18 protein-coding genes and 1 pseudogene are annotated in these 20,361 nt (G+C 65.6%); 12 read left to right on the plus strand and 7 right to left on the minus strand.

Annotation, left to right across the window (positions count from 1 at the left end):
- Positions 1 to 64 precede the first annotated feature (64 nt).
- Positions 65 to 448: a fluoride efflux transporter CrcB gene (gene crcB, locus CCZ28_RS01690; RefSeq protein ID WP_140215370.1), complete on the plus strand. Its 384-nt coding sequence runs from the start codon at positions 65 to 67 to the stop codon at positions 446 to 448.
- 17 nt (positions 449 to 465) lie between these two features.
- Positions 466 to 858, plus strand: coding sequence for a hypothetical protein (locus CCZ28_RS01695; RefSeq protein WP_140215372.1), 393 nt, complete (start codon positions 466 to 468; stop codon positions 856 to 858).
- Positions 859 to 939: 81 nt separating this feature from the next.
- On the opposite strand, the pseudogene CCZ28_RS01700 reads toward CCZ28_RS01695, so the two are convergent.
- Positions 940 to 1,659, minus strand: a pseudogene (locus CCZ28_RS01700) (exodeoxyribonuclease III); the annotation flags it as partial.
- Positions 1,660 to 2,109: 450 nt separating this feature from the next.
- On the opposite strand from CCZ28_RS01700, the gene CCZ28_RS01705 reads away from it, so the two are divergent.
- Positions 2,110 to 4,809: a glycoside hydrolase family 5 protein gene (locus tag CCZ28_RS01705; RefSeq protein ID WP_140215374.1), complete on the plus strand. Its 2,700-nt coding sequence runs from the start codon at positions 2,110 to 2,112 to the stop codon at positions 4,807 to 4,809.
- A 224-nt stretch (positions 4,810 to 5,033) separates the two neighbouring features.
- On the plus strand, positions 5,034 to 5,219 hold the full coding sequence (locus tag CCZ28_RS01710) for a hypothetical protein (protein WP_140215376.1): 186 nt from the start codon (positions 5,034 to 5,036) through the stop codon (positions 5,217 to 5,219).
- 19 nt (positions 5,220 to 5,238) lie between these two features.
- Here the strand turns inward: CCZ28_RS01710 and CCZ28_RS01715 are convergent, their stop codons facing one another.
- Positions 5,239 to 5,580 (minus strand): FKBP-type peptidyl-prolyl cis-trans isomerase, encoded by a 342-nt coding sequence (locus tag CCZ28_RS01715; RefSeq protein ID WP_140215377.1) that lies wholly within the window; start codon positions 5,578 to 5,580, stop codon positions 5,239 to 5,241.
- Between the two features lie 65 nt (positions 5,581 to 5,645).
- Positions 5,646 to 6,743, minus strand: a complete 1,098-nt coding sequence (locus CCZ28_RS01720; RefSeq protein ID WP_140215379.1) for a LacI family DNA-binding transcriptional regulator — start codon at positions 6,741 to 6,743, stop codon at positions 5,646 to 5,648.
- A gap of 304 nt (positions 6,744 to 7,047) precedes the next feature.
- Here CCZ28_RS01720 and CCZ28_RS01725 point away from each other — a divergent pair, with 304 nt between their 5' ends.
- The 5 genes from CCZ28_RS01725 to CCZ28_RS01745 all read left to right on the plus strand — a co-directional run bounded on the left by CCZ28_RS01725 (position 7,048) and on the right by CCZ28_RS01745 (position 12,718).
- Positions 7,048 to 8,139: an ABC transporter substrate-binding protein gene (locus CCZ28_RS01725; protein ID WP_140215381.1), complete on the plus strand. Its 1,092-nt coding sequence runs from the start codon at positions 7,048 to 7,050 to the stop codon at positions 8,137 to 8,139.
- 120 nt (positions 8,140 to 8,259) lie between these two features.
- A complete protein-coding gene (locus tag CCZ28_RS01730; RefSeq protein ID WP_140215383.1) occupies positions 8,260 to 9,081 on the plus strand; it encodes an ATP-binding cassette domain-containing protein in 822 nt (273 codons plus the stop codon).
- A complete protein-coding gene (locus tag CCZ28_RS01735; protein WP_140215385.1) occupies positions 9,078 to 10,325 on the plus strand; it encodes a sugar ABC transporter permease in 1,248 nt (415 codons plus the stop codon). Before CCZ28_RS01730 ends, CCZ28_RS01735 begins: the two co-directional genes overlap by 4 nt.
- A gap of 37 nt (positions 10,326 to 10,362) precedes the next feature.
- On the plus strand, positions 10,363 to 11,091 hold the full coding sequence (locus tag CCZ28_RS01740; RefSeq protein ID WP_140215386.1) for an SDR family oxidoreductase: 729 nt from the start codon (positions 10,363 to 10,365) through the stop codon (positions 11,089 to 11,091).
- A gap of 4 nt (positions 11,092 to 11,095) precedes the next feature.
- Complete coding sequence (locus CCZ28_RS01745; RefSeq protein WP_140215388.1) at positions 11,096 to 12,718, plus strand: FGGY-family carbohydrate kinase; 1,623 nt, start codon at positions 11,096 to 11,098, stop codon at positions 12,716 to 12,718.
- An 8-nt stretch (positions 12,719 to 12,726) separates the two neighbouring features.
- Here the strand turns inward: CCZ28_RS01745 and CCZ28_RS01750 are convergent, their stop codons facing one another.
- From CCZ28_RS01750 to CCZ28_RS01760, 3 genes are all read right to left on the minus strand, one after another.
- Positions 12,727 to 13,587, minus strand: a complete 861-nt coding sequence (locus CCZ28_RS01750) for a pirin family protein (protein WP_140215390.1) — start codon at positions 13,585 to 13,587, stop codon at positions 12,727 to 12,729.
- 80 nt (positions 13,588 to 13,667) lie between these two features.
- Positions 13,668 to 14,753, minus strand: coding sequence for a sigma-54 interaction domain-containing protein (locus CCZ28_RS01755; RefSeq protein WP_140215392.1), 1,086 nt, complete (start codon positions 14,751 to 14,753; stop codon positions 13,668 to 13,670).
- Between the two features lie 12 nt (positions 14,754 to 14,765).
- Positions 14,766 to 15,932: an acyl-CoA dehydrogenase family protein gene (locus CCZ28_RS01760; protein WP_140215393.1), complete on the minus strand. Its 1,167-nt coding sequence runs from the start codon at positions 15,930 to 15,932 to the stop codon at positions 14,766 to 14,768.
- A gap of 211 nt (positions 15,933 to 16,143) precedes the next feature.
- On the opposite strand from CCZ28_RS01760, the gene CCZ28_RS01765 reads away from it, so the two are divergent.
- On the plus strand, positions 16,144 to 16,569 hold the full coding sequence (locus CCZ28_RS01765) for a PAS domain-containing protein (RefSeq protein WP_240795215.1): 426 nt from the start codon (positions 16,144 to 16,146) through the stop codon (positions 16,567 to 16,569).
- An 83-nt stretch (positions 16,570 to 16,652) separates the two neighbouring features.
- On the opposite strand, the gene CCZ28_RS01770 is transcribed toward CCZ28_RS01765, so the two are convergent.
- Positions 16,653 to 17,897, minus strand: a complete 1,245-nt coding sequence (locus tag CCZ28_RS01770; RefSeq protein WP_140215395.1) for an acyl-CoA dehydrogenase family protein — start codon at positions 17,895 to 17,897, stop codon at positions 16,653 to 16,655.
- 185 nt (positions 17,898 to 18,082) lie between these two features.
- On the opposite strand from CCZ28_RS01770, the gene CCZ28_RS01775 reads away from it, so the two are divergent.
- Both CCZ28_RS01775 and CCZ28_RS01780 read left to right on the plus strand, forming a co-directional pair.
- Complete coding sequence (locus CCZ28_RS01775; RefSeq protein ID WP_140215397.1) at positions 18,083 to 19,042, plus strand: ribonuclease Z; 960 nt, start codon at positions 18,083 to 18,085, stop codon at positions 19,040 to 19,042.
- 146 nt (positions 19,043 to 19,188) lie between these two features.
- Positions 19,189 to 20,310: a YncE family protein gene (locus CCZ28_RS01780; RefSeq protein ID WP_140215399.1), complete on the plus strand. Its 1,122-nt coding sequence runs from the start codon at positions 19,189 to 19,191 to the stop codon at positions 20,308 to 20,310.
- The last annotated feature ends 51 nt before the right edge of the window (positions 20,311 to 20,361 follow it).

Consider the following 20,361-nt stretch of genomic DNA (forward strand, 5'->3'; position numbering starts at 1 on the left):
CCGACGTGTCACGGAATCTAGCAGCCCGCTGGACGGATCCACCTTGAGTACAGGAGGCTCGGCTTTGGCTTTTTCTCTGTTGGCAGTGATCGTTGGCGGCGCCCTGGGGTGCGTGCTGCGCTGGTTGTTCGCGTTGAAATTCAACGGGCTGTTTCCCTCGCTGCCGCTGGGTACCCTGGCGGTGAATCTCATCGGTTGCCTGGTCATTGGCGTGGCTTTGGCCTGGTTCGCCAAGGCGCCAGGACTGGACCCCGCTTGGCGTACCCTGATCACGACCGGCTTCTGCGGCGGGCTGACGACCTTCTCCAGCTTTTCCGCGGAGGTGATCACCCTGCTGCAGGACGGTAAGCCAGGCTGGGCGCTGACGGCCATGGCGGCGCATCTGGTCGGCTCTTTGCTGATGACCGCCTTGGGGTTCGCGCTGGTGAACGGGTTCTACCGCGCCTAGCGCCGAGGTGAAGTTCTATGGCCGTCCTCCGTACGCCCTGTCCTCCCGGTGTCTGTACCTGCGAGCGTGAGCGCGTATTGGCCGATCCGCATCTCGATGCGCGGGCGCTGCTGCTCAACCGCACGGAAGAGCAGCGGCTGCTGGCACGCTTGGAGGAGGTCGCCAGTCTCTCCGACTTGCAGCGCTTGCAGCAGCGGCTAATCGACCAACTGGGTATCCATCTCGAAATCGCCCCGGGCCTGGGGGAGGTGCGCAGCGCGCGAGGCTTGGTGATCGAGTTGCAACCCCGTCCTGGGCTGTGTCGCAAGCTGCATCAGTCGATACCGGCAGCCATTCGCCGTGGACTGACGCAACGGCCGGAGATCCTCTACGAGCTGCTCAACGCCAACGACCTGCTACGCGACGCCTGAGCGGTTTCAGGCCTAGGTCGGCGCCGCGAAGTTAATCCAGGTAGGGGCATGGTCGCTGGTTTTCTCCTGGCCCCTTACCTAGCGATGTACGCCGGCGTCCTCCAGGTGGGGTGCCAGCGCGGGGCTCAACAGCAGATGGTCGATGCGCAGGCCCGCATTGCGCTGCCAGCGCTGCCGAAAATAGTCCCAATAGGTGTAGATCGCCTCATCCGGGTGTCTCGCGCGCAGGGCATCCAGCCAACCCTGGTCGAGCAGGCGTTGGAAACAGGCACGACTCTCGGGTTGCAGCAGGGCATCCTTGCGCCAGGACTTGGGATCGTAGATATCGCGGTCGGTGGGCACTACATTGTAGTCACCCGCCAGCACCACGGGGTGGTCGCTTTCGAGCAAACCCTGGGCATGCTCGATGAAGCGTTCGAACCAGGCCAGCTTGTAGTCGAACTTGGGCCCCGGCCAGGGATTGCCGTTGGGTAGGTATAGGCAGGCCACGACCACGCCTTTCACCGCCGCTTCGAGATAGCGACGCTGAGGATCATCCTCCATCCCGGGTAGGCCGCGACGGATCTCCAGCGGTTGATCATCGCGCGCCAGGATGGCCACCCCATTCCAGGATGGCTGGCCATCCCAGAGCGCACCGTAGCCTGCCGCTGCGAGCTCCGCCTGAGGAAAGTCGGTCGCCTTGGCCTTGAGTTCCTGCAGGCAAACGATGTCCGGGCGCTCCCGCTCCAGCCATTGCAGCAGGATGGGCAGCCGCGCGCGGATGCCGTTGACGTTATAGGTCGCGAGAGTCAGGTCGGCCATCTTGTGCTCCTGCAGGAAGTATCAAACCTGACCCATCAGGCTATAACTCGGTTCCTTGTCATAATTTATGTGATGCAGTTCACTTTAATTAATGACTTACTTTTTTTGGCACCTTCGGGAACTTTTGGTCGCCTGCCGAGATTTCCGCAAAGAAAAATTGACGATGAAGATGAAATCTCTGTTTCAGTGCTTGGTTTTAGAATGACCAGTCAAGCGAGGCGACGAGTGGTAAATATAAAATATCTATAAAAATCAGTGTCTTGAAATAATATAATGTAGTAGCCAAATAGTGGCCACCTTAATAAAGCGCAGAAGTTGGCATATCGCTTGTATGGATCGATAGGCCTGGAGGCATCGCTTCGCTGCACCCTGTCAGCGAAGCCCTTCTCTCACTTCATATCGGCGAGTGTTCAAGGAGAGCGTTCACGTGTCGATTTAGCGCAGTTGGTGATGATGAAACAAACCATCCTGAAGTTTTCCCGTGGGGTCGCGCAGACGTTACCCTTCATTGCCGCCCTGGCACTCGCTCCCAGTGCCAAGGCCGAACAGGTCAATCTGGTAGGTCTCAACCTGTCCGGTGCCGGCTTTGCCGGCCAGGTACTACCAGGCGTGAACGGTACTCACTACATCTTCCCGGTGGAGGCCTACTTCAAACAGTGGAGCGCCAAGGGGATCAAGCTGATCCGCTTCCCAGTCATCTGGGAGCGCTTGCAACCGACCCTGGGCGGACCGCTGGATTCGACCTATGCGGCCCTGATCGACCAGACCTTCGCCAATGCGCAGAAATACGGCATGCGCATCATCCTCGATCTGCACAACTACACCTTCTATCGCGGGTCGGTCATTGGCAGTGCCGCGGTTCCCTATGATCGCTACCAAGAGATCATGACGCGCATCGCCCAGCGCTGGAGCAACCAGCCGTCGCTCTATGCCTACGACATCATGAACGAGCCGCACGACTCGATGGCGCAGTGGCCGATCGCCGCCCAATACGGCATCAATGGCGTGCGGGCGGTCGACAAGACCCGCATCATCATGATCGAGGGCAATGGCTGGTCGGAGGCGACCCGCTGGCCGCTGTGGAACGACGCCCTGCTGGCGCTCAAGGACCCCTCCGACAACCTGGTCTTCCAGGCGCATTCCTATTTCGACGAAAGCGCTGGCGGCAACTACACCGGCATCGACGTGGGCAAGCTGAGCCAGGACTATGGTGTCGAGCGCGTACGGCCCTTCGTGGAGTGGCTGAAGAAGCACAACAAGAAGGGGATGATCGGCGAGTTCGGTGTGCCGGACAACGATCCCCGCTGGCTGCCGCTGATGGACCGCATGCTGGCCTATCTCAAGCAGAACTGCATTCCCTCGACCTATTGGGCGGCGGGCCCGGGCTGGGGTAATTACTTCCTGTCGGTGGAGCCGATCAATGGCGTCGACCGGCCGCAGTGGCCGACGCTGCGCAAGTACATCGACGACAGCAGCTGTACCTCAATCGGACCCATCGCCAGCGGCTCGGGCAACTCGTCCGGTAGCGGTACGGGTGCCGCAAGCGGCTCCAGTGGCTCCAGTGGCTCCAGCGGCAGTAGCGGCTCAGGCAGCAGCAGTGGCAGCAGCGGTTCGGCCAGTGGTGGCACGGCGGGAGCGGGCAGCGGAACCGACAGCGGCAGCGGCTCGACGACTACCACCGGGGTGACTACCTCGATCAACGATTTCACCAATGAAGACTGGCTCCATGGCGTCTATCGCAAGGCTGCGGGTTTCTCGATTCCGGCTTCCGCCGCGAACGTAGGGGCCTTCAAGGTCGGTGCGCTGCTCACGCCAGCCGATGGCAAGAGCTACAAGGTGACCTATGCCCAGGTCGTGGGCAGCAATATGAGCGTCTTCATCGAAAGCCCGCAGTTGGATGGCAATGTCTTCGGTTATCCCAAGACCTTGCGCACCGGGACCACCACGTCCGGGTCGAGCACCGCTGCGCCGGCTGTGACGACCGGCTCGACGGCTAGCAGTGGCAGCTCCGCCAGTTCCGGCTCGAATGCCAGTTCCGGCAGTGCGACGTCTGCCGTGACGGTACCGTCCGGGTCGGGTGCGTCCAGCAATGGAACCGGCGCCTCGACGTCGACGGGCAGCACCACGACGGCTAGCACTACCGCGCCCTCGGGGGCCACCACGGGTTCGACGGGAACCGCGGCGAATACGGCCAAGCTCAACCTGGTCGGGTTGAATTTCTCGGGTGCGGCCTTCGCTCCGCAGACTCTGCCGGGCGTGCTCAACGTCAACTACATCATGCCGGTCGAGGCGCATTTTCAGCAGTGGAGTGCCAAGGGGGTGCGCCTGATCCGCTTCCCGGTGATCTGGGAGCGCCTGCAGACCCGTTTCTTCGGCAGTCTGGAACCGGAATACACCCGGCAGGTCACCCAGGTGCTGGAACTGGCCAAGAAGTACAACATGAAGGTAATCCTGGCGCTGGATAACGGTGGTCGCTACAAGGGCACCGTGATTGGTACCGGCAACGTCACCAACTTCAACTACTGGGACCTGACGTATCGCCTGGCCTACCAGTGGGGTAACCATGCCGCGCTCTATGGCTACGACATCATGGGCAAGCCCAACGGGGCGGACAGCAGCTGGCCGGTGACGGCGCAGTCCGGTATTGACGGGGTGCGCACCATGGACCGGACCCACCCGGTGATCGTCCAGGGTAATGCCTGGGGCAGCGCAGTGAACTGGCCGGGCGCCAGCAACGCCTTGCTGGGCCTCAAGGATCCGGCGAACAACCTGATCTATGCGGCCAACGTGTACCTGGATCAGGACGGCAGTGGCAACTACGCGGCACAGGACATGAACAGCGTCGATCCGCAGGTCGGGGTCAATCGCGTCAAGCCCTTCGTCGAGTGGCTCAAGCGCAACGGTAAGCGTGGGATGATCGCCGAGTTCGGCGTGCCGGCCGGGGACAGCCGCTGGTTGACGGCCACCGACAATCTGCTGGCCTACCTGCAGCAGAACTGCATGCCGCTGACCTATTGGGCCGCGGGACCGGGCTGGGGCAGCTATGCCCTCGCGGTGGAGCCGGTGAACGGAGTCGAGCGACCCCAGTGGCCGATCCTGAAGAAATACGTGGATGCCAGCAACAGCTGCACGGCCATAGGGCCACGCTAAGCGCCACTCGGCTAGCCGGAGCGGCGGCGGATTCCCTGGGGAATTCGCCGCCGTTTTCGTTTTGGGTTATTGCGAGAGTCAGACTTTCCGCTGTCACATCGAGCAGGAAAGGGCAGCGAAACGGCTCTGGAACAGGTCTTAGGCGGACGACGAACGGCTATAGCTCGACTTATTGGCTCACGGGTAGAGTCCAGTTGTCACTTCAAGCACAGGGAGTAGGTGCCATGACGCAAACCACTCAGCAACGGCTGCAAAACTTGGAAGAACAGATCCTGAATCATCGTCAGGATCTCGCACGGAGTCGGCAACGCTTCCAGGAGCAATTCGTCATCTATACCAAGAAGCATGCTCGTCTGAGCGTGCTCGAAGCCCAGCTCGAGCTGGTACGCAAGAACGCCAGGACAAGTTGAAGCCCGGCGGCGCCATGGCTCAATCGTCCCGTGTCAGGACTTCCAGCAGCTCGATTTCGAAGGTCAGGTTGGCGTGTGGCTTGATCAGCGCGCCGACCTGACGTTCGCCATAGGCCAGCGCTGCCGGGACTTCCAGCCGCCGCTTGCCGCCCACCCGCATGCCCATCAGGCCCTGATCCCAGCCCTTGATCACTCGCCCGGTGCCGATGACGCACTGGAACGGGCGGCCCTTGGCGCGGGAAGAGTCGAACAGGGTACCGTCGTCCAGCCAGCCCTCGTAATGGGTGGTGATCAGGGCACCCTTGACCACGGCCTTGCCGTCGCCTTCCTGCAGGTCCTGGATCTTCAGGCTGTCGTCCATCGTCGTGCTCCTCGGCGCAAAGCGCGGATTCTAGCGGGAGGCGCGCGCTGCTGCAGCGGCCGCGATCAGGGTGTTTCGTCCTGTGCAATTGGCTGGTCCCACGTCGCATCGCTGGCAGGACGATCCAGCGGGCTGGGCAGGGCCGTGCGCGGTGGTACCAGCAGGGGCGGAACCTTGTGCAGGCGCACCGTGGCTTCGGGCTGATCCATCAGGGTGAAGGCGAGGTCCAGGATACGGTCGACGTTCTGCCGCATCATGTAGATCGGGAAGGGCAGGAAGGAGGCGAAGGGGTCGTAGTCGAAACAGCCCACCACCAGGTCGTTGAGCACCTCTGCCGACTGCTGCGGCAGCACGCCCAGCAGACCTTCCAGATTGATGGTGGAGTTGATGAAGACCCCCCGGGGCAGTCGCCCCTGGCGCTGGATGTAGCTTGCCAGGGCCTGGTGGGTCAGCGCTGGCGAATAGCCGGCGGCGCTGAAGACGTCTTCGCTGGCCGAGCTGCCGAAGTGCGCGCGTTTGGCGGCGACGAAGCCGCGCATTCGCTCGCGGCTGGCGTAGTCGGAATAGCCGCCGAACAGGCAGAGATCCTCGGCGACGAGATCTGGACGGCTGGCCAGTTCGCCGAGGATCGCCTGGGTCAGCTCGAAGGCGCCGACGTAGTTGTCGCTGGTCACCGAGGTCGCCAGGGTGCCCGGCAGGTCGAGGTTGAGATGCCGCACCCCGGCGCGTTCGCAGGCGCGGTGGATGCTGTCGGGATCGGTCGCGCCAGCGATGAACAACTCGTCGATCGAATAGGCCAGCAGCGACTCCACGGTACTGCGCTCCAGCTCGGGATCACGGCAGCCACTGACCACCAGCGGGCAGAGCCCACGGGCCCGTACCCGCGCCTCGAAACCCTGGGCCAGCGCCGAGAAGAAGCGGTTGTCGTACAGCGGCAGCATCAGCCCTACCAAGCCGGAGCGCGACTGGCGGAGCCCGCGCGCCTGTAGGTTGGTGCTGTAGCCATGTTCTTCGGCGAGGGACTGGATGAACTGGGCGGTGGCTTCCTTGATTCGCCGCTTGCGCCAAGAGCCGTTCAGCACGGCGCTGACCGTGGACGCGGAGCTGCCCGATAGCTGGGAGAGATCGTAGATAGTCGCTTTTTTCTTGCCACCAGGGGCCATGCTAGAGCTTTCCATTGGTCGTCGAGCCACTTGACAGTAGTGGATTTCACGGAGTAATTCTATTTGCACCATCGATTGTGCAATCTGTGCAGCATCGTCGAGGGGATTGCAATCCGGTCTGCAAGGCTGTGCCGCTGGCCGTATCCATCAGTCGTCGGGTCTCGTGATCGGCGCCGGTTGGATGCGCGCTGTCGGTGGGGAGTATAGCGATCCAGGTAGTCCCCACCGCAGCCGTTCCGCCCATCGGCGGAGCCACGGCTGGTGAAGTGTCCGGTTCGAAGCCCTATCCAAGGAAAACAAGAAAATGGCGCGAATCTCCAAGCTATCCCGGTTCACCCGCACCCTCCTGGCCGCGACCGTCGGGACGGGGCTGGCCGTCTCCGGTGTGCAGGCCGCGACGCTCACCGCGGCACCGGTGGCCTTCCTGATGCCCGACCAGAGTTCCACCCGCTACGAAGAGCATGACCTGCCAGGCTTCCAGCGGCAGATGAAGACGGTCTGCGCGGAGTGCCGGGTGATCTATCAGAACGCCAATGGCGATGCCTCGCGGCAACAGCAGCAATTCAACGCCGCCTTGGCCCAGGGCGCCAAGGTGATCGTCTTGGACCCGGTGGACTCCAAGGCTGCCGGGTCGCTGGTACGCATGGCCCATGCCAAGGGTGTCAAGGTGATCGCCTATGATCGTCCGGTCACCTCGGTGCCGGTCGATTACTACGTCTCCTTCGACAACGAGGCCATCGGCAAGTCCATCGCCACCTCCCTCGTCGAGCATCTGCAGGCGGAAAAGGTCGACCCCAAGAGCGGTGGCTTGCTGGTGATCGGCGGTTCGCCCACCGATGCGGCGGCCGGGCTGATCAAGAAAGGCATGCTGGCGGGCCTCGCCAACAGTGGCTATTCGATCCTGGCGGAGTACGACACCCCCGAGTGGGCGCCGTCCAAGGCTCAGCAATGGACCAGCGGCCAGATCACCCGCTTCGGCAAGCGCATCCTCGGCGTGGTGGCGGCCAACGATGGCACCGCCGGCGGTGCGGTGGCGGCGTTCAAGGCGGCCGGCGTCAATCCGGTACCGCCGATCACCGGCAACGATGCCACGGTGGCGGGTCTGCAACTGATCATCGCCGGCGATCAGTACAACACCATCTCCAAGCCCAGCGAGATCGTCGCCAGCGCGGCGGCCGACGTGGCCGGCGAGTTCCTCGCGGGCAAGACGCCCAAGCCCGAGACCACCCTGTACGACGCGCCCTCGCGGTTGTTCGTGCCGAACCTGGTCACCGCCAAGAATCTCAAGGCGGAGATCATCGATCAAAAGGTGGCCGGCCAGCCGATCCAGACCGCGGCCCAGCTGTGCACCGATCGTTATGCCGAGGGTTGCAAGCAGCTCGGTATCCAGCCCTGAGCCGCAGTGGGCGGCCGGGGTAGGGCGGGCGACACGCCGCGCCTGCCCGGGTCGCTCGCTCGGCTGGATCTTCTGACGACCGGCGCCCCAGGCGCCCACAACAACAATAGAGAGTCGAACATGGCTGAACAGTCCGGCCCGACGGCCCCGCGCGAGCCCGTGCTGAGCTTGCGTGGCATCTGCAAGAGTTTCGGTGCGATCTCGGTGCTCGCCGATATCGACCTGGATCTCTATCCCGGCGAGGTGGTGGCCCTGGTGGGCGACAACGGCGCCGGCAAGTCCACCCTGGTCAAGATCATTTCCGGCGTGCACCAGCCGACGTCCGGCTCGCTCAAGGTGGCGGGTCAGGAGGTGAGTCTCGCCAGCCCCGCCGCGGCCCAGGCGCTGGGTATCGCCACGGTGTTCCAGGACCTGGCGCTGTGCGAGAACCTCGACGTAGTCGCCAACATGTTCCTTGGCCGGGAACTGCAGCCCTGGGCGCTGGACGAGACCACCATGGAGGTGCGCACCTGGACGCTGCTCAGCGAGCTGTCTGCGCGCATCCCCAGCGTGCGGCTGCCCATCGCCGCGCTGTCCGGCGGCCAGCGCCAGACCGTGGCCATCGCCCGGTCGCTGCTGCTCGAACCCAAGGTCATCCTGCTCGACGAACCCACCGCCGCCCTGGGCGTGGCCCAGACCGCCGAGGTGCTCAACCTCATCGAGCGAGTGCGCGACCGCGGTCTGGCCGTGGTGGTGATCAGTCACAACATGGAAGACGTCCGGGCGGTGGCCGACCGGATCGCCGTCCTGCGCCTGGGCCGCAACAACGGCATCTTCGCCCCGGACGTGAGCGCCCAGGAGCTGATCGGCGCCATCACCGGCGCCGATGACAATTCGGTATCGCGGCGCGCTCGTCGACGCCAGGCCGCCTCCCTCGAAGCCACTCAGGAGCAGCCGCTATGAGCCAGCCCCACGAATCGGCCGCCTTGCTCGACCGCAGCGACAGCCGCGTCAACCAGACCGTGGGCCTGGCCGCCAGTCTCAAGGCGACGGCCGACCGCATCCGCTCCGGTGATTTGGGCCCGCTACCGGTGGTAATCGGCCTGGTAGTGATCTGGACGGTGTTCGGCATTCTCAACCCGGTGTTCCTGTCCAGCGCCAACCTGGCCAACTTGCTGTTCGACGCTGCCACCGTCGGCATCATTTCCCTCGGCGTGGTCTGCGTCTTGATGGTGGGGGAGATCGATCTCTCGGTCGGCTCCATCAGCGGCTTCGCCTCGGCCTTGGTGGGCATCCTCTGGGTCAACCAGGGCTGGCCGGTGGGCGCGGCGATCCTGGCCGCCCTGGCGGCCGGTGCGCTGATCGGCAGCCTCTATTCGCTGCTGTTCACCCGCCTGGGCATGCCCAGCTTCGTCGCCTCTCTGGCTGGCCTGCTGGCAGTACTGGGGTTGCAGCTCTATCTGCTGGGCAACGCCGGCTCCATCAACCTGCCATACGACTCCTTCCTGGTGAGCTTCGGCCAGCTCGATACCCTACCGCCGTTGTTGGCCTATCTGCTCGCCGCCGTTAGTGGACTGGTGCGCTTGCTGCTGGGTTACCGTGCCCATCAGCGGCGGCGCCAGGCCCAACTGTCGACGCCTTCGCTGGCCGGGGTGGCCCTGCAATCCCTGGCGCTCATGGCGCTGTTGGGCTTCGTCGCCTACTACCTCAACCAGGACCGCGGGGTGCCGTGGATCTTCGTCTTCTTCATGGCCCTGGTGGCGGCGATGCATTACGCCTTCACCCGTACCCGCTGGGGGCGCAGCCTGGCCGCGGTGGGCGGCAACCGCGAAGCGGCCCGTCGCGCCGGCATCAACGTGCGGCGTATCTACACCTCGGCCTTCGTACTGTGCGCCAGCTTCGCCGCCCTGGGCGGCATCCTCGCCGCAGCGCGCCTGGCGTCGGCCAGCCAGCAGGCGGGGACCGGTGACGTCAACCTCAATGCCATCGCCGCGGCGGTGATCGGCGGCACCAGCCTGTTCGGCGGGCGTGGCAGTGCCTATTCCGCATTGCTCGGAGTGATCGTCATCCAGTCCATCGCCAGCGGCCTGACCATGCTCGATCTGTCGTCCGCACTGCGCTACATGATCACCGGCGCCGTGCTGGCCCTGGCGGTGATCATCGACGCCCTGGCGCGTCGTTCGCGGGCTTCCCACGGACGGGCCTGAGGCCTGCCGTTCCTTTTCCGAATTCAGGGGTGAACACATGAACAAGAAACTGTCCCAGAAAGTCGCCGCCATCACCGGGGGTGCCTCCGGCATCGGCCTGGCCTGCGCCAAGGAAATGCTCGCCGCCGGCGCCCAGGTGGCCCTGGTCGACCGCTCTCGCGAAAACCTGGAAAAGGTCTGCGCCGAGCTGGGCCCCGATGCCTTTCCAGTGGTGATCGACCTGCTCGATCCGGCCAGCGTCAAGACCATGTTGCCGCAGATCCTCGAACGTTTTGGCCGCCTGGACATCTTCCACGCCAACGCCGGGGCCTACATTGGTGGCGAGGTGGTGGAGGGCGATCCGGATCAATGGGATCGCATGCTCAATCTCAACATCAACGCCGCCTTCCGTTCGGTGCATGCGGTGCTGCCGCACATGGTCGAGCGCGGCAGTGGCGACATCCTGCTGACCAGCTCCATCGCCGGGCTGATCCCGGTGGTCTGGGAGCCGATCTACACCGCGTCCAAGCACGCTATCCAGGCCTTCACCCACAGCCTGCGTCGGCAACTGATCAAGCATGACATCCGCGTGGGTGCGGTGGCGCCCGGGCCGGTGGTGACGGCGCTGATCAGTGACTGGCCGCAATCCAAGCTCGACGAAGCCATGGCCGCAGGGGCGCTGATGGAGGCCAGCGAAGTCGCCGAGGCGGTGCTGTTCATGCTGACCCGGCCGCGCAACGTGGTGGTCCGCGACCTGATCATCATGCCCAGCAGCGTGGATCTGTAACGCCATGCGCCGGCATTTCATAGGGGTCGACGTGGGAACCGGCAGCGCCCGGGCGGGGATCTTCGATGCCAGCGGGCGCCTGCTGGGTGCGGCCAAGGCGCCAGTGGAAACCTGGCACGCGCCGGGGCAGCGGGTAGAGCAGTCCGGCGAGCAGATCTGGCAGGCCATCGCCAGCAGTGTACGCGGTGCCCTAGTCGAGGCGGCGGTGGCGCCGGAGACCATCGGGGGCCTGGGCTTCGACGCCACCTGCTCGCTGGTGGCGGTGGCCGCCGACGGCAGCCCGGTCGGCATCGGTGATTCCGGTGACGACCAGCGCAACGTCATGGTCTGGATGGACCACCGGGCCACCGAGGAAGCCAACGAGATCACCGCCAGCGGCCATCCGGTGCTGCGCTACGTGGGGGGGCGCATCTCACCGGAGATGGAAACGCCCAAGCTGCTCTGGCTCAAGCGACATCTGCCCGCGGCCTTCGCCCGAGCCGGACACTTCTTCGATCTCGCCGACTACCTGACCTGGCGCGCCACCGGGGATCTGGCCCGCTCGGCCTGCACGGTCACCTGCAAGTGGACCTATCTCGCCCACGAGCAGCGTTGGGACGCTTCCTATTTCGAGACCATAGGCCTGGGCGAGTTGGTCGCCGAGGGTTTCGCCCGGATCGGCACGCGCATCGTCGAGCCGGGTACGCCGTTGGGCCAGGGCCTCGGCGCCGCTGCTGCGGCCGACCTGGGCTTGCTGCCCGGCACACCGGTGGGGGCGGCGCTGATCGACGCCCACGCAGGGGGCGTCGGCTCCCTCGGCGGTGCGGATGCTCAAGGGCGGACGGCGGTGACCCGGCGCCTCGCTTACATCTTCGGTACCTCGGCTTGTTCCATGGCTTCCAGCGAGCAGCCCGCCTATGTGGATGGCGTCTGGGGCCCCTATTATTCGGCCATGCTGCCCGGACTCTGGCTCACCGAAGGTGGCCAGTCGGCGGCGGGGTCAGCCATCGACCACCTGGTTTCCCTGCATCCCGCCGCCACGGCGGCGCGTGAGGTGGCCGAGCGTCAAGGGCAGGCGCTGCTCCCCTGGCTCGAAGCCCAGGTGGCGGTCCGGGGTAGCGCCGCGGTAGCCCTGGCCGAAGGGCTGCATGTGGTGCCCGAATTCCTCGGTAATCGATCACCCTTCGCCGATCCGGATGCCCGGGCGGTCATCGCCGGATTGACCCTCGACCGTGAGGTGGAGGGGTTGCCGGCCCTTTACGTCGCTGGCCTCTGCGGCATCGCTTACGGCCTGCGCCAGTTGCTCGAAGCCCTGTCACGCGACGGCATCGCTATCGAATTGATCGTCGCTAGCGGTGGCGCCGCCCAGAGCGATTTCGTCCGGCAATTGCTGGCCGATGCCACGGGCGTGCCGGTGGCGGTCAGCGATACGGAGGAACCGGTGCTGCGGGGCGCGGCGATGCTGGGGGCGGTCGCAGCGGCTGATGGCACCTCGCTGCTTGATGCCATGGGCCGCATGGCACGCCTCGACCGGGTGTTCAGCCCGGTGCAGGGCGCGCTCGCCGAGGAACACCGTCGCCGCTACGCTGCCTTCGAGATCCTGCAAGGCGCGGAGCGGCAGGTGCGAGGGTTGTTCGCCGCCCGCTAGGGCGGGCGTCAGTCCGGCACGTCGCCGAAGAGGCCCGCCTGGTAGTCACGGATCGCCTGGCGGATTTCCTCGGCGCTGTTCATGACGAAGGGCCCATGGGCCACGATGGGTTCGGCGAAGGGGGCGGCATGGCCATAGAGCAGCACGGCGCCGTCGCGGCTGGCGATCTCGACCTGGTCGCCATCGTCGGCGAATTCGAAGAGCTGCCAGGGGGCTTCGTCGCGGCCGGCGATCTGCAAGGTACCGCGGACGCCGTAGCAGAATACCGTCGTCCCGGCCGGGGCCGGCAGCCTGGCCGTGCCGCCAGGGGCGATTTCGACGGTCATCAGGGTGATGGGCGTCGGCGTCTGCACGGCGCCCTGGATGCCCTGGTGCGTGCCGGAGGCCAGCCGGATGCGTACCCGGCCCTCGTCCTCTTCGGTCAGCGGCATGGCCTCGGCGGGCACGCCATGGTAGGCCGGCGGTGTGAATTTGAGACGGGCGGGCAGGTTGACCCACAGCTGCAGGATCTCCAGGTCGCCACCGTCGCGCTTGAAGGCGGCCGGTGACAACTCGGCATGAACCAAGCCGCTGCCGGCGGTCATCCACTGGATACCGCCCGCTTCGATGACGCTCTCGTGGCCGCCACTGTCGCGGTGAGCGAGGGAGCCGGCGAGGATGAAGGTCACCGTCTCGAAACCGCGATGGGGGTGAGGCCCGAAGGGCAGGCCGGCGTTGTGGGGCGGATAGACCTGCGGCCCGTGGTGATTGAGGAAGAGGAAGGGGTCGAGATGGGGCAAGCCGGGGCCGGGCAGGGGGCGGCGGGTGTGGAGTTCGCCGATGTCGTCACGCTGGGCGGGATGACGATGCAGCAGGGTACGGGCGCTCATGCGGGACCTCGGGAGGCTAAAACCCCAGTGTAGGGCGACCCTCGCGACGCGGGTATCCCCAGGTGCTGCCGCCCGTGCTCTCAGATGGAGAACTGCACCTCGCGTTCCGGTCGCTGGGCGATCGGACGACGGTGATTGACCACCAGCTCGCCGATGCGGATGAGGTGGGCGCGGGTGACGTTGCGACTCAGCCCCAGCAGGCGGGCGGTGTGGACCTGGTTGCGGTGGCAGAAGCGGTAGGCGGCGCGTACCAGGGCATCTTCGACGCGCTCGTGCAGGCCATCGGGCTGTTCCTCGAACAGCTGGGTGAAGGCCTCGGTCAGCAGGGAATCGGTCGGGGCCGGCTCGGCGGAACGGGTCGGGGAGGTGGCCAGGGCAGGGCGCTGGACGAAGACCAGGTCGCCAGCGTCCAGCACACCCTGGGGCTTGAGCAGCAGGGCGTGCTGCAGGGTGTTTTCCAGTTCACGGATATTGCCGGGCCAGGGGTGTTCCAGCAGGCGCTGCTCGGCTGCCGGACTCAAGGAGACCGGCGCCTGGGCGTAGGCATGGAGGAAATGGCGGGCCAGCGGCAGGATGTCGCCCCGGCGCTGTCGCAGGGGCAGCAGCGGCAGGTTGACCACGTTGAGGCGATACCAGAGGTCTTCGCGGAAGGTCCCTGCGGCCACGGCCCGCTCCAAGGGTACGTTGGTGGCGGCGATGATGCGCATATCCAGCGGGATGCTGCGTCGGGATCCGAGGCGCACCACTTCGCGTTCCTGCAACACCCGCAGCAACTTGACCTGTACCGGGAGCGGCAGGTCGCCGATCTCGTCGAGGAACAGGGTGCCGCCATTGGCCTCCTCGAACCAGCCGGCACGAGCACCCAGGGCACCGGTGAAGGCGCCCTTTTCATGGCCGAACAGCTCGGCCTCGACCAGGCTTTCGGCGAAGGCGCCGCAGTTGACGGCGACGAAGGGCCCGGCATGGCGATGGCTGAGTGCATGGATATGGCGGGCGATCAGCTCCTTGCCGGTGCCCGTCTCACCGATCACCAGAACGCTGGCCTCGCTGGGGGAGATCTTTTCCAGATGCGCCAGCAGCTCGCGCGAACGCGGGTCGGCGAAGACCTGGGCGGTGGCCCGGTAGCGGGGTACCTCGGGAGTGCGCGTCAGGGTCAGCAGAGTCATGCGGGGTCCTCGTCAGGAGTAGAAGCTGGGGGTGGGCAGGACGTCGTTCAGGGCCCAATCGCCCAGTTCGTGCAGCTTGTAGTCGACCGGATCGTGCAGGGTCTGGGTGCGCAGGTTGCGCCAATAGCGATCCAGGCGCAGGGCACCGGCGGTGGCGCGGGCGCCGCCCACCTCGAACAGCCGGCTGGCGATCTCGAGGCCGTGCCGGCTGGCGGCGACCTTGGCGGTGGCGATGGCGATGGCCAGCTCGCCCCGCGCCTGTTCGGTGAGAGCTGTGCCCTGGCCCCAGGCCTCGGCGAAGTTGCCGTTCGCGCGCTCGACCAGCAGGCGTGTGCTTTCCAGGGCCACCCAGAATTCACCGTAGTGTCGCAGGACGTAGGGGTCGCCGCTGGCGGTGCTGGCGGGCGACTTGAACCAGGGGCGAGCCTGGGTACTGGTATAGCGCCGCGCCTCGGCGAAGGCGCCTTCGGCCAGCCCCAGGAAGATGTTGGCGAAGATCAGTTGCGCCAGCAGCGGGCGCAGGCAGGCGAAGGGCGTACTCAGCGGACCGGGGTCGAGCAGCCATTCCTGCTGTTCGACACGCACGCCGTCGAAGCGGGCGCTGCCGCTATCGGTCTGGCGTTGCCCGTTGTTGTCCCAATCATCGAATAGCTGGATACCGGTGCGCCCAGTGGGTACCACGGCGATCAACAGCCGGCCCTGGTCGTCGTTCTCCAGCGCCGAGAGCAGCAGTAGATCGGAGTCCAGGGCACCGCTGCAGAAACTCTTCTGGCCGTCCACCTGCCAGGCGTCGCCCAGGCGCCGCGCCACGGTCCGCCGATCCAGCGGGTTTAGGGCATTGCCCCAGAACAGCGCCTCCCGGGCGGTGCGTTCCAGCCAGGGACGCCACTGCTCGGGCCGGCCGAACAACTGGGCGGTGGCCAACAGCAAATGGTGGAAGCCGAAGACGTGGGCCAGGGAGCTGTCGACCCGGGCGAGTCGGCGCACCGCCTCCAAGGTTTCGTCCCAGGGCGCACCCAGGCCACCCAGCTCTCGTGGAATGCTCAGGGCCAGCAGGCCGCTGTGGCGCAAGGCGTCTCGTTCTGCCTTAGGCGTTCCGCCTTTGCGGTCGCGCTCCGCGGCCGTGGCAGCGAACGCCGACAAGAGGGGAATGAGGGGTTCCAGCAGGGGATAGGACATGAGCGACTCTTGTAATAGAGGGATTCGGCACTTGTTAGAACGTAAAGCCACTCAAACCCTTAGATAAAATATTTTTTTGTTATTAGGTAATGGTCAGGCTCCATCCGTCTCCCCGAGAGACCGTCTGGTTACCGGGTCAATTATCGGGCTGAAGGCCTGACTAATGCCCGTCGATACAGGTCTAACTCAATCTCGCGGGTAGGGACGTGCCATGTTCAACAAAGGCTTAAAACAAGAACTGCAACGCCTGCGGGAGCAGGTCGATTCGTTCAAACGGCTCAAGGCCGCGCTCGATGTGGAGATGATGGGCGTGGAGCTGGACGGCAGGGGCTGCGTCACGGCCGTGAACGTCAATTTCGAAAAGGAAATTGGCGTGCGCGCCGCGGATATGCTGGGCCGGCCCTTGGTGGACTCGATCCCGGCACATGTCAGGAACCAAGAATACAGCCGTCGACTCCAGCAGAGCCTGAACCGGGGTGAACCCTACAGCGGCGCCCTGCACTTGCTGCGCGGCGATGGTCGTGAAGCCTGGTTGCGCGGCATCCTGCATCCCTTCCATGACAGCCAGGGCCAGCAGGACGGTGCCCAGCGGGTGGTCGGTGCGGTGGGGCGTTTCGCCCGGCAGTTGTCCAGCTGACATCCGTCTTTCCGGGAGGCGAACGATGAAACGGCAACCCTGGGGTTGCCGTTTCGCGTTTGGCGCTGTTGCGAAGGGCGCGGCTAGCCTTGCTTGCTGCCGCCGCCGATTTGCCACACATAGGGCGGCTCGGTGCCTTCGATCTCCCAGGCGCCGACGATGCGCTCCTTGTAGATCAGCGGATTGTGCGAGGCGGCGGTGCGGGCGTTGCGCCAGTGGCGGTCGAGTCCCTTGGCCTGGCTGGTGCCCGAGGCGCCCAGGGCGTTGAACAGGTCGCTGGTGGCGCGCAGTACCAGGTCGGCTACCGCCGCCTGCGCCTGGGCCGATTCCAGTTCGGCCGCCACATTGGCCTGGTGCTCGGCTGCCTCGTCGCCGGCATAGCGGGCTTCGAAGGCGGCCTGGGCCGCTGCTGCCGCGCTCAGGCTGGCCGCCTCGGCGGCGTAGACGAAGGCCGAGGCCTTGCCCACCACCTGCTGCACCTGGGGATCGGCACTGGCCGCGCTGGCGTTGCCGTGGCTGTAGACCCTTTTGCGCGCCCGTACTTCCTGGGAAAAGTCCCGTACCGCCGCCCGGCCACTGCCGGTGACCACGGCGAGCAGCACCAGTTGGTAGAAGGCGGTCTGGTACTTGAAGCGGGTGGCGAAGTCGATGAGATTCTCCGGCTCTACGGTTACGTCTTCGAACACCGAGGTGCCGCTGGCGGTGGTGCGCTGGCCGAAGCCATCCCAGTCGTCGGATTGGCGTACGCCCGGCTGGTCGGTACGGATGGCGGCGATGACATCACCACCGGTGTCGTCGCGCTGGGCGTAGACATCGATCCAGTCGGCGAACAGGCTACCGGTGCTGTAGTACTTGGTGCCATTGAGGCGCCACTGGCCGTCACGCTGGCTGACGCGGGTGATGACCTCACCGAGCTTGACGGTGCCGATCTCGGTCCAGGCGTTGCCGACCAGCTCCCCGGCGACGAAGCGGTCGAACCAGACCTGCTGGGAAGCGCTGGCATGGGCGTTGAGGCGATCCTCGACGAAGGCGAAATGGCCACGTAGGGCCTGGGGCAGGTTACTGTCGGCCGCCGCCAGCTCGATCAGCAACCGCACCAGCTGCGGCAGGCTGGCGCCGCTGCCGCCGAACTCCACGGGCACCCGCACGGCGCCGAAGCCGGCCTCCTTGAGCCAGGCGACCGGGGCATAGGGCAGGGTGCGGGTACGTTCACGCTCCAGGGCACCCTCGGCGATCCGGGCGAAGATCGGCCGGAAGCGAGCGGCCAGCTGTTCGTAGTCGGGCGCAGCGGAACGGGCGGGTGGCAGGTGGCGAGCGGGCAGATTCATGATGGTCCTCGGCGGATGAAAGATCGACGGCAGAGCCATTGCAAGAGCGCTGCCAGCCCGCGAAGGCCGTCTTTGCTGGGTTTTTCGGCCGGTGGCCTGCCCTGGATGCAGCAGTGCTGCCCGATCACTGTTGCCGGGGCGACACCTGGCCGGTCACGCTAGACTGCCGCTTTTGCGGAGCGCCCATGGACATCCTCTTTCTCGGCACCTCGGCCGGGGTGCCAACCCGCCGGCGCAACGTCGCGGCCCTTGCCCTGATCGAGGACCAGGGCAAGGGCTGGTTTCTCGTCGACTGCGGCGAGGCCACCCAGCATCAGCTCCTGCGCACGCCGTTGTCGGTGGCGGACCTGCGGGGTATCTGCATCACCCATGTGCACGGCGATCACTGCTACGGTCTGCCGGGCCTGCTGGCCAGTGCCGCCATGAGCGGTCGCAGTGCGCCGCTGGCGTTGATCGCCCCGCAGGCCGTGCAGGACTGGCTCGCCGCCACCCAGGCGCTCACCGCCTTGCACCTGCCGTTCGAGTTGCAGTTCCAGGCCCTGGAAACCTTTACGGGCCTGTCGTTGGGCGGCTGGGACATCGACGCCTTTCCGCTCTCCCACCGGGTCCCCAGCCATGCCTTCCGCTTCCGCGAGACCCGCCGGCCGCAACGCCTGGACCCGCTGGCCCTGGCCGCGGCCGGGGTGCCGCGTGGGCCGCTGTGGGGGCGTCTGCACGCCGGCGAAGACGTGCTGCACGAGGGACGCCTGCTGCGCAGTGCCGACTTTCTGCAGGCCGCCTATGCGGAAAGGCGGTTGGTGGTAGCGGGGGATAATGACCGTCCCGAGCTGCTCGCCGAGGCCTGTCGCGGCGCCCAGGTACTGGTCCATGAGGCCACCTACGCCCAGGCGCATATCGACAAGACCGGCCAGAGTTGGGGCCACAGCAGCGCGGCTGGCGTTGCCCGCTTCGCCCAGGCAGAGCGACTGCCGGCCCTGCTGCTCACCCATTTCAGCCCGCGCTACCAGGCCGATCCGGGGCGCTTGCCTTCCATTGAGGAACTGCGTGAGGAAGCCGCGGCGTTCTTCCATGGCGAGTTGCAGCTGGCCGAGGATTTTTCGCGTTTCCGCCTGGATCGTCAGGGTCGGCTCAAAGCCGTGGACTAGAGCGGCGGGTAGGGCGCGCGGTGAAATCCGGGCGGCAACGGCCGGATGATTCGACCTTGTCTGACCTGTTCTGCTTGGGCATAGTGCGAACGTTTATCATTTCCGGGGTCACGCGATCCCTCGCACCTTATCCGTAGGAGAAGCAAATGGCGGTGTCTTTCAACGAGGTTTCCAAGCTGGGCGCCATGGCGCTGCTGTCGCTGGCAGTGGCTGCCTGCTCCACCCGCTCGGAGGCGCCACCGCCAGCCCCTCCCGCGCCGACGCCAGTCGCCGCCCAACCCGCCACACCCCAGGCACCGGCCGAGCTCAAGCGTATCGAGCTGGGCTATGGCGTCTACGAACTGGCCTACAGCCCGGCCAAGCAGTCGGTCTATGCGGCGACCGCCCAGTTGACCAAGGGCGTCACCGGCGGGGTGATCTACCAACTGGACCCGGTCACCCTGGCGATCACCGGGCAGATCCATACCGATCTGAAGAACTTCGCCCTGACCACCGATGCCAGTGGCGAGACGCTGTTCGTCACCAACTCCCTAGACGGCGGCCTGAGCCGTATCGATCTGCGCACCGGCAAGGTCGAGAAGCGGCTGAAATTCAACGAGATGGGCCGCGATGGCCATCCGGTCAATCCGCGCCAGGTCATCCTGCACGATGGCTTGCTGTACGTCGGCGGCGTCGGCGATCCGGGCGTCATCTGGGTGGTGGACGCCAAGACCCTGACCCTCAAGGCGCGCATTCCCAACGCCGGCAAGTGGGTCACCGGCCTGCTGTATTCCGATGACACCGGGCGCCTCTATGCGGCCAACGGCAGCGGCGAAGTGCTGGTGATCAATCCGCGCACCCGCAAGATTGAGCACCGCTGGACCCCCGGCGACGGTGGCAAGTACCTGCTGCTGAACCTGGCCGAGGATCGGGCGAACCATCAGTTGTTCGTCACCGACAACTCGGAAGCCAAGACCGTGCTGGTCTTCGACATCCGTACCGGCAAGGTGATCAAGCGCCTGCCGGTGGGCGATGCCCTGGCCATCAAGCTCAATACCCAGCGTAACGAGCTGTACATCACCCAGCGCGAGACCGGTCGCCTGCTGATCCTCGACGCCACCACCTACGCCGAGAAGAAGGCCTACGACCTCAAGCCCAATCCCAACAGCCTGCTGGTCAGCCCGGATGGCCAGACGCTGTATGCGACGGTGAAGACGCCCTTCGACAAGGAGTACATGAATACCGCGCCGGAAAGCGTGGTGCGCATCGACCTGACCGCGATCAAGTAAGACCTGCCTGGCGGTGGTCCGCCGCGCGCTGCGGACCGCCCGAAGGCGGAC

This window comes from Pseudomonas oryzihabitans, from assembly GCF_006384975.1.
GTDB classification, from domain to species: domain Bacteria; phylum Pseudomonadota; class Gammaproteobacteria; order Pseudomonadales; family Pseudomonadaceae; genus Chryseomonas; species Chryseomonas psychrotolerans_B.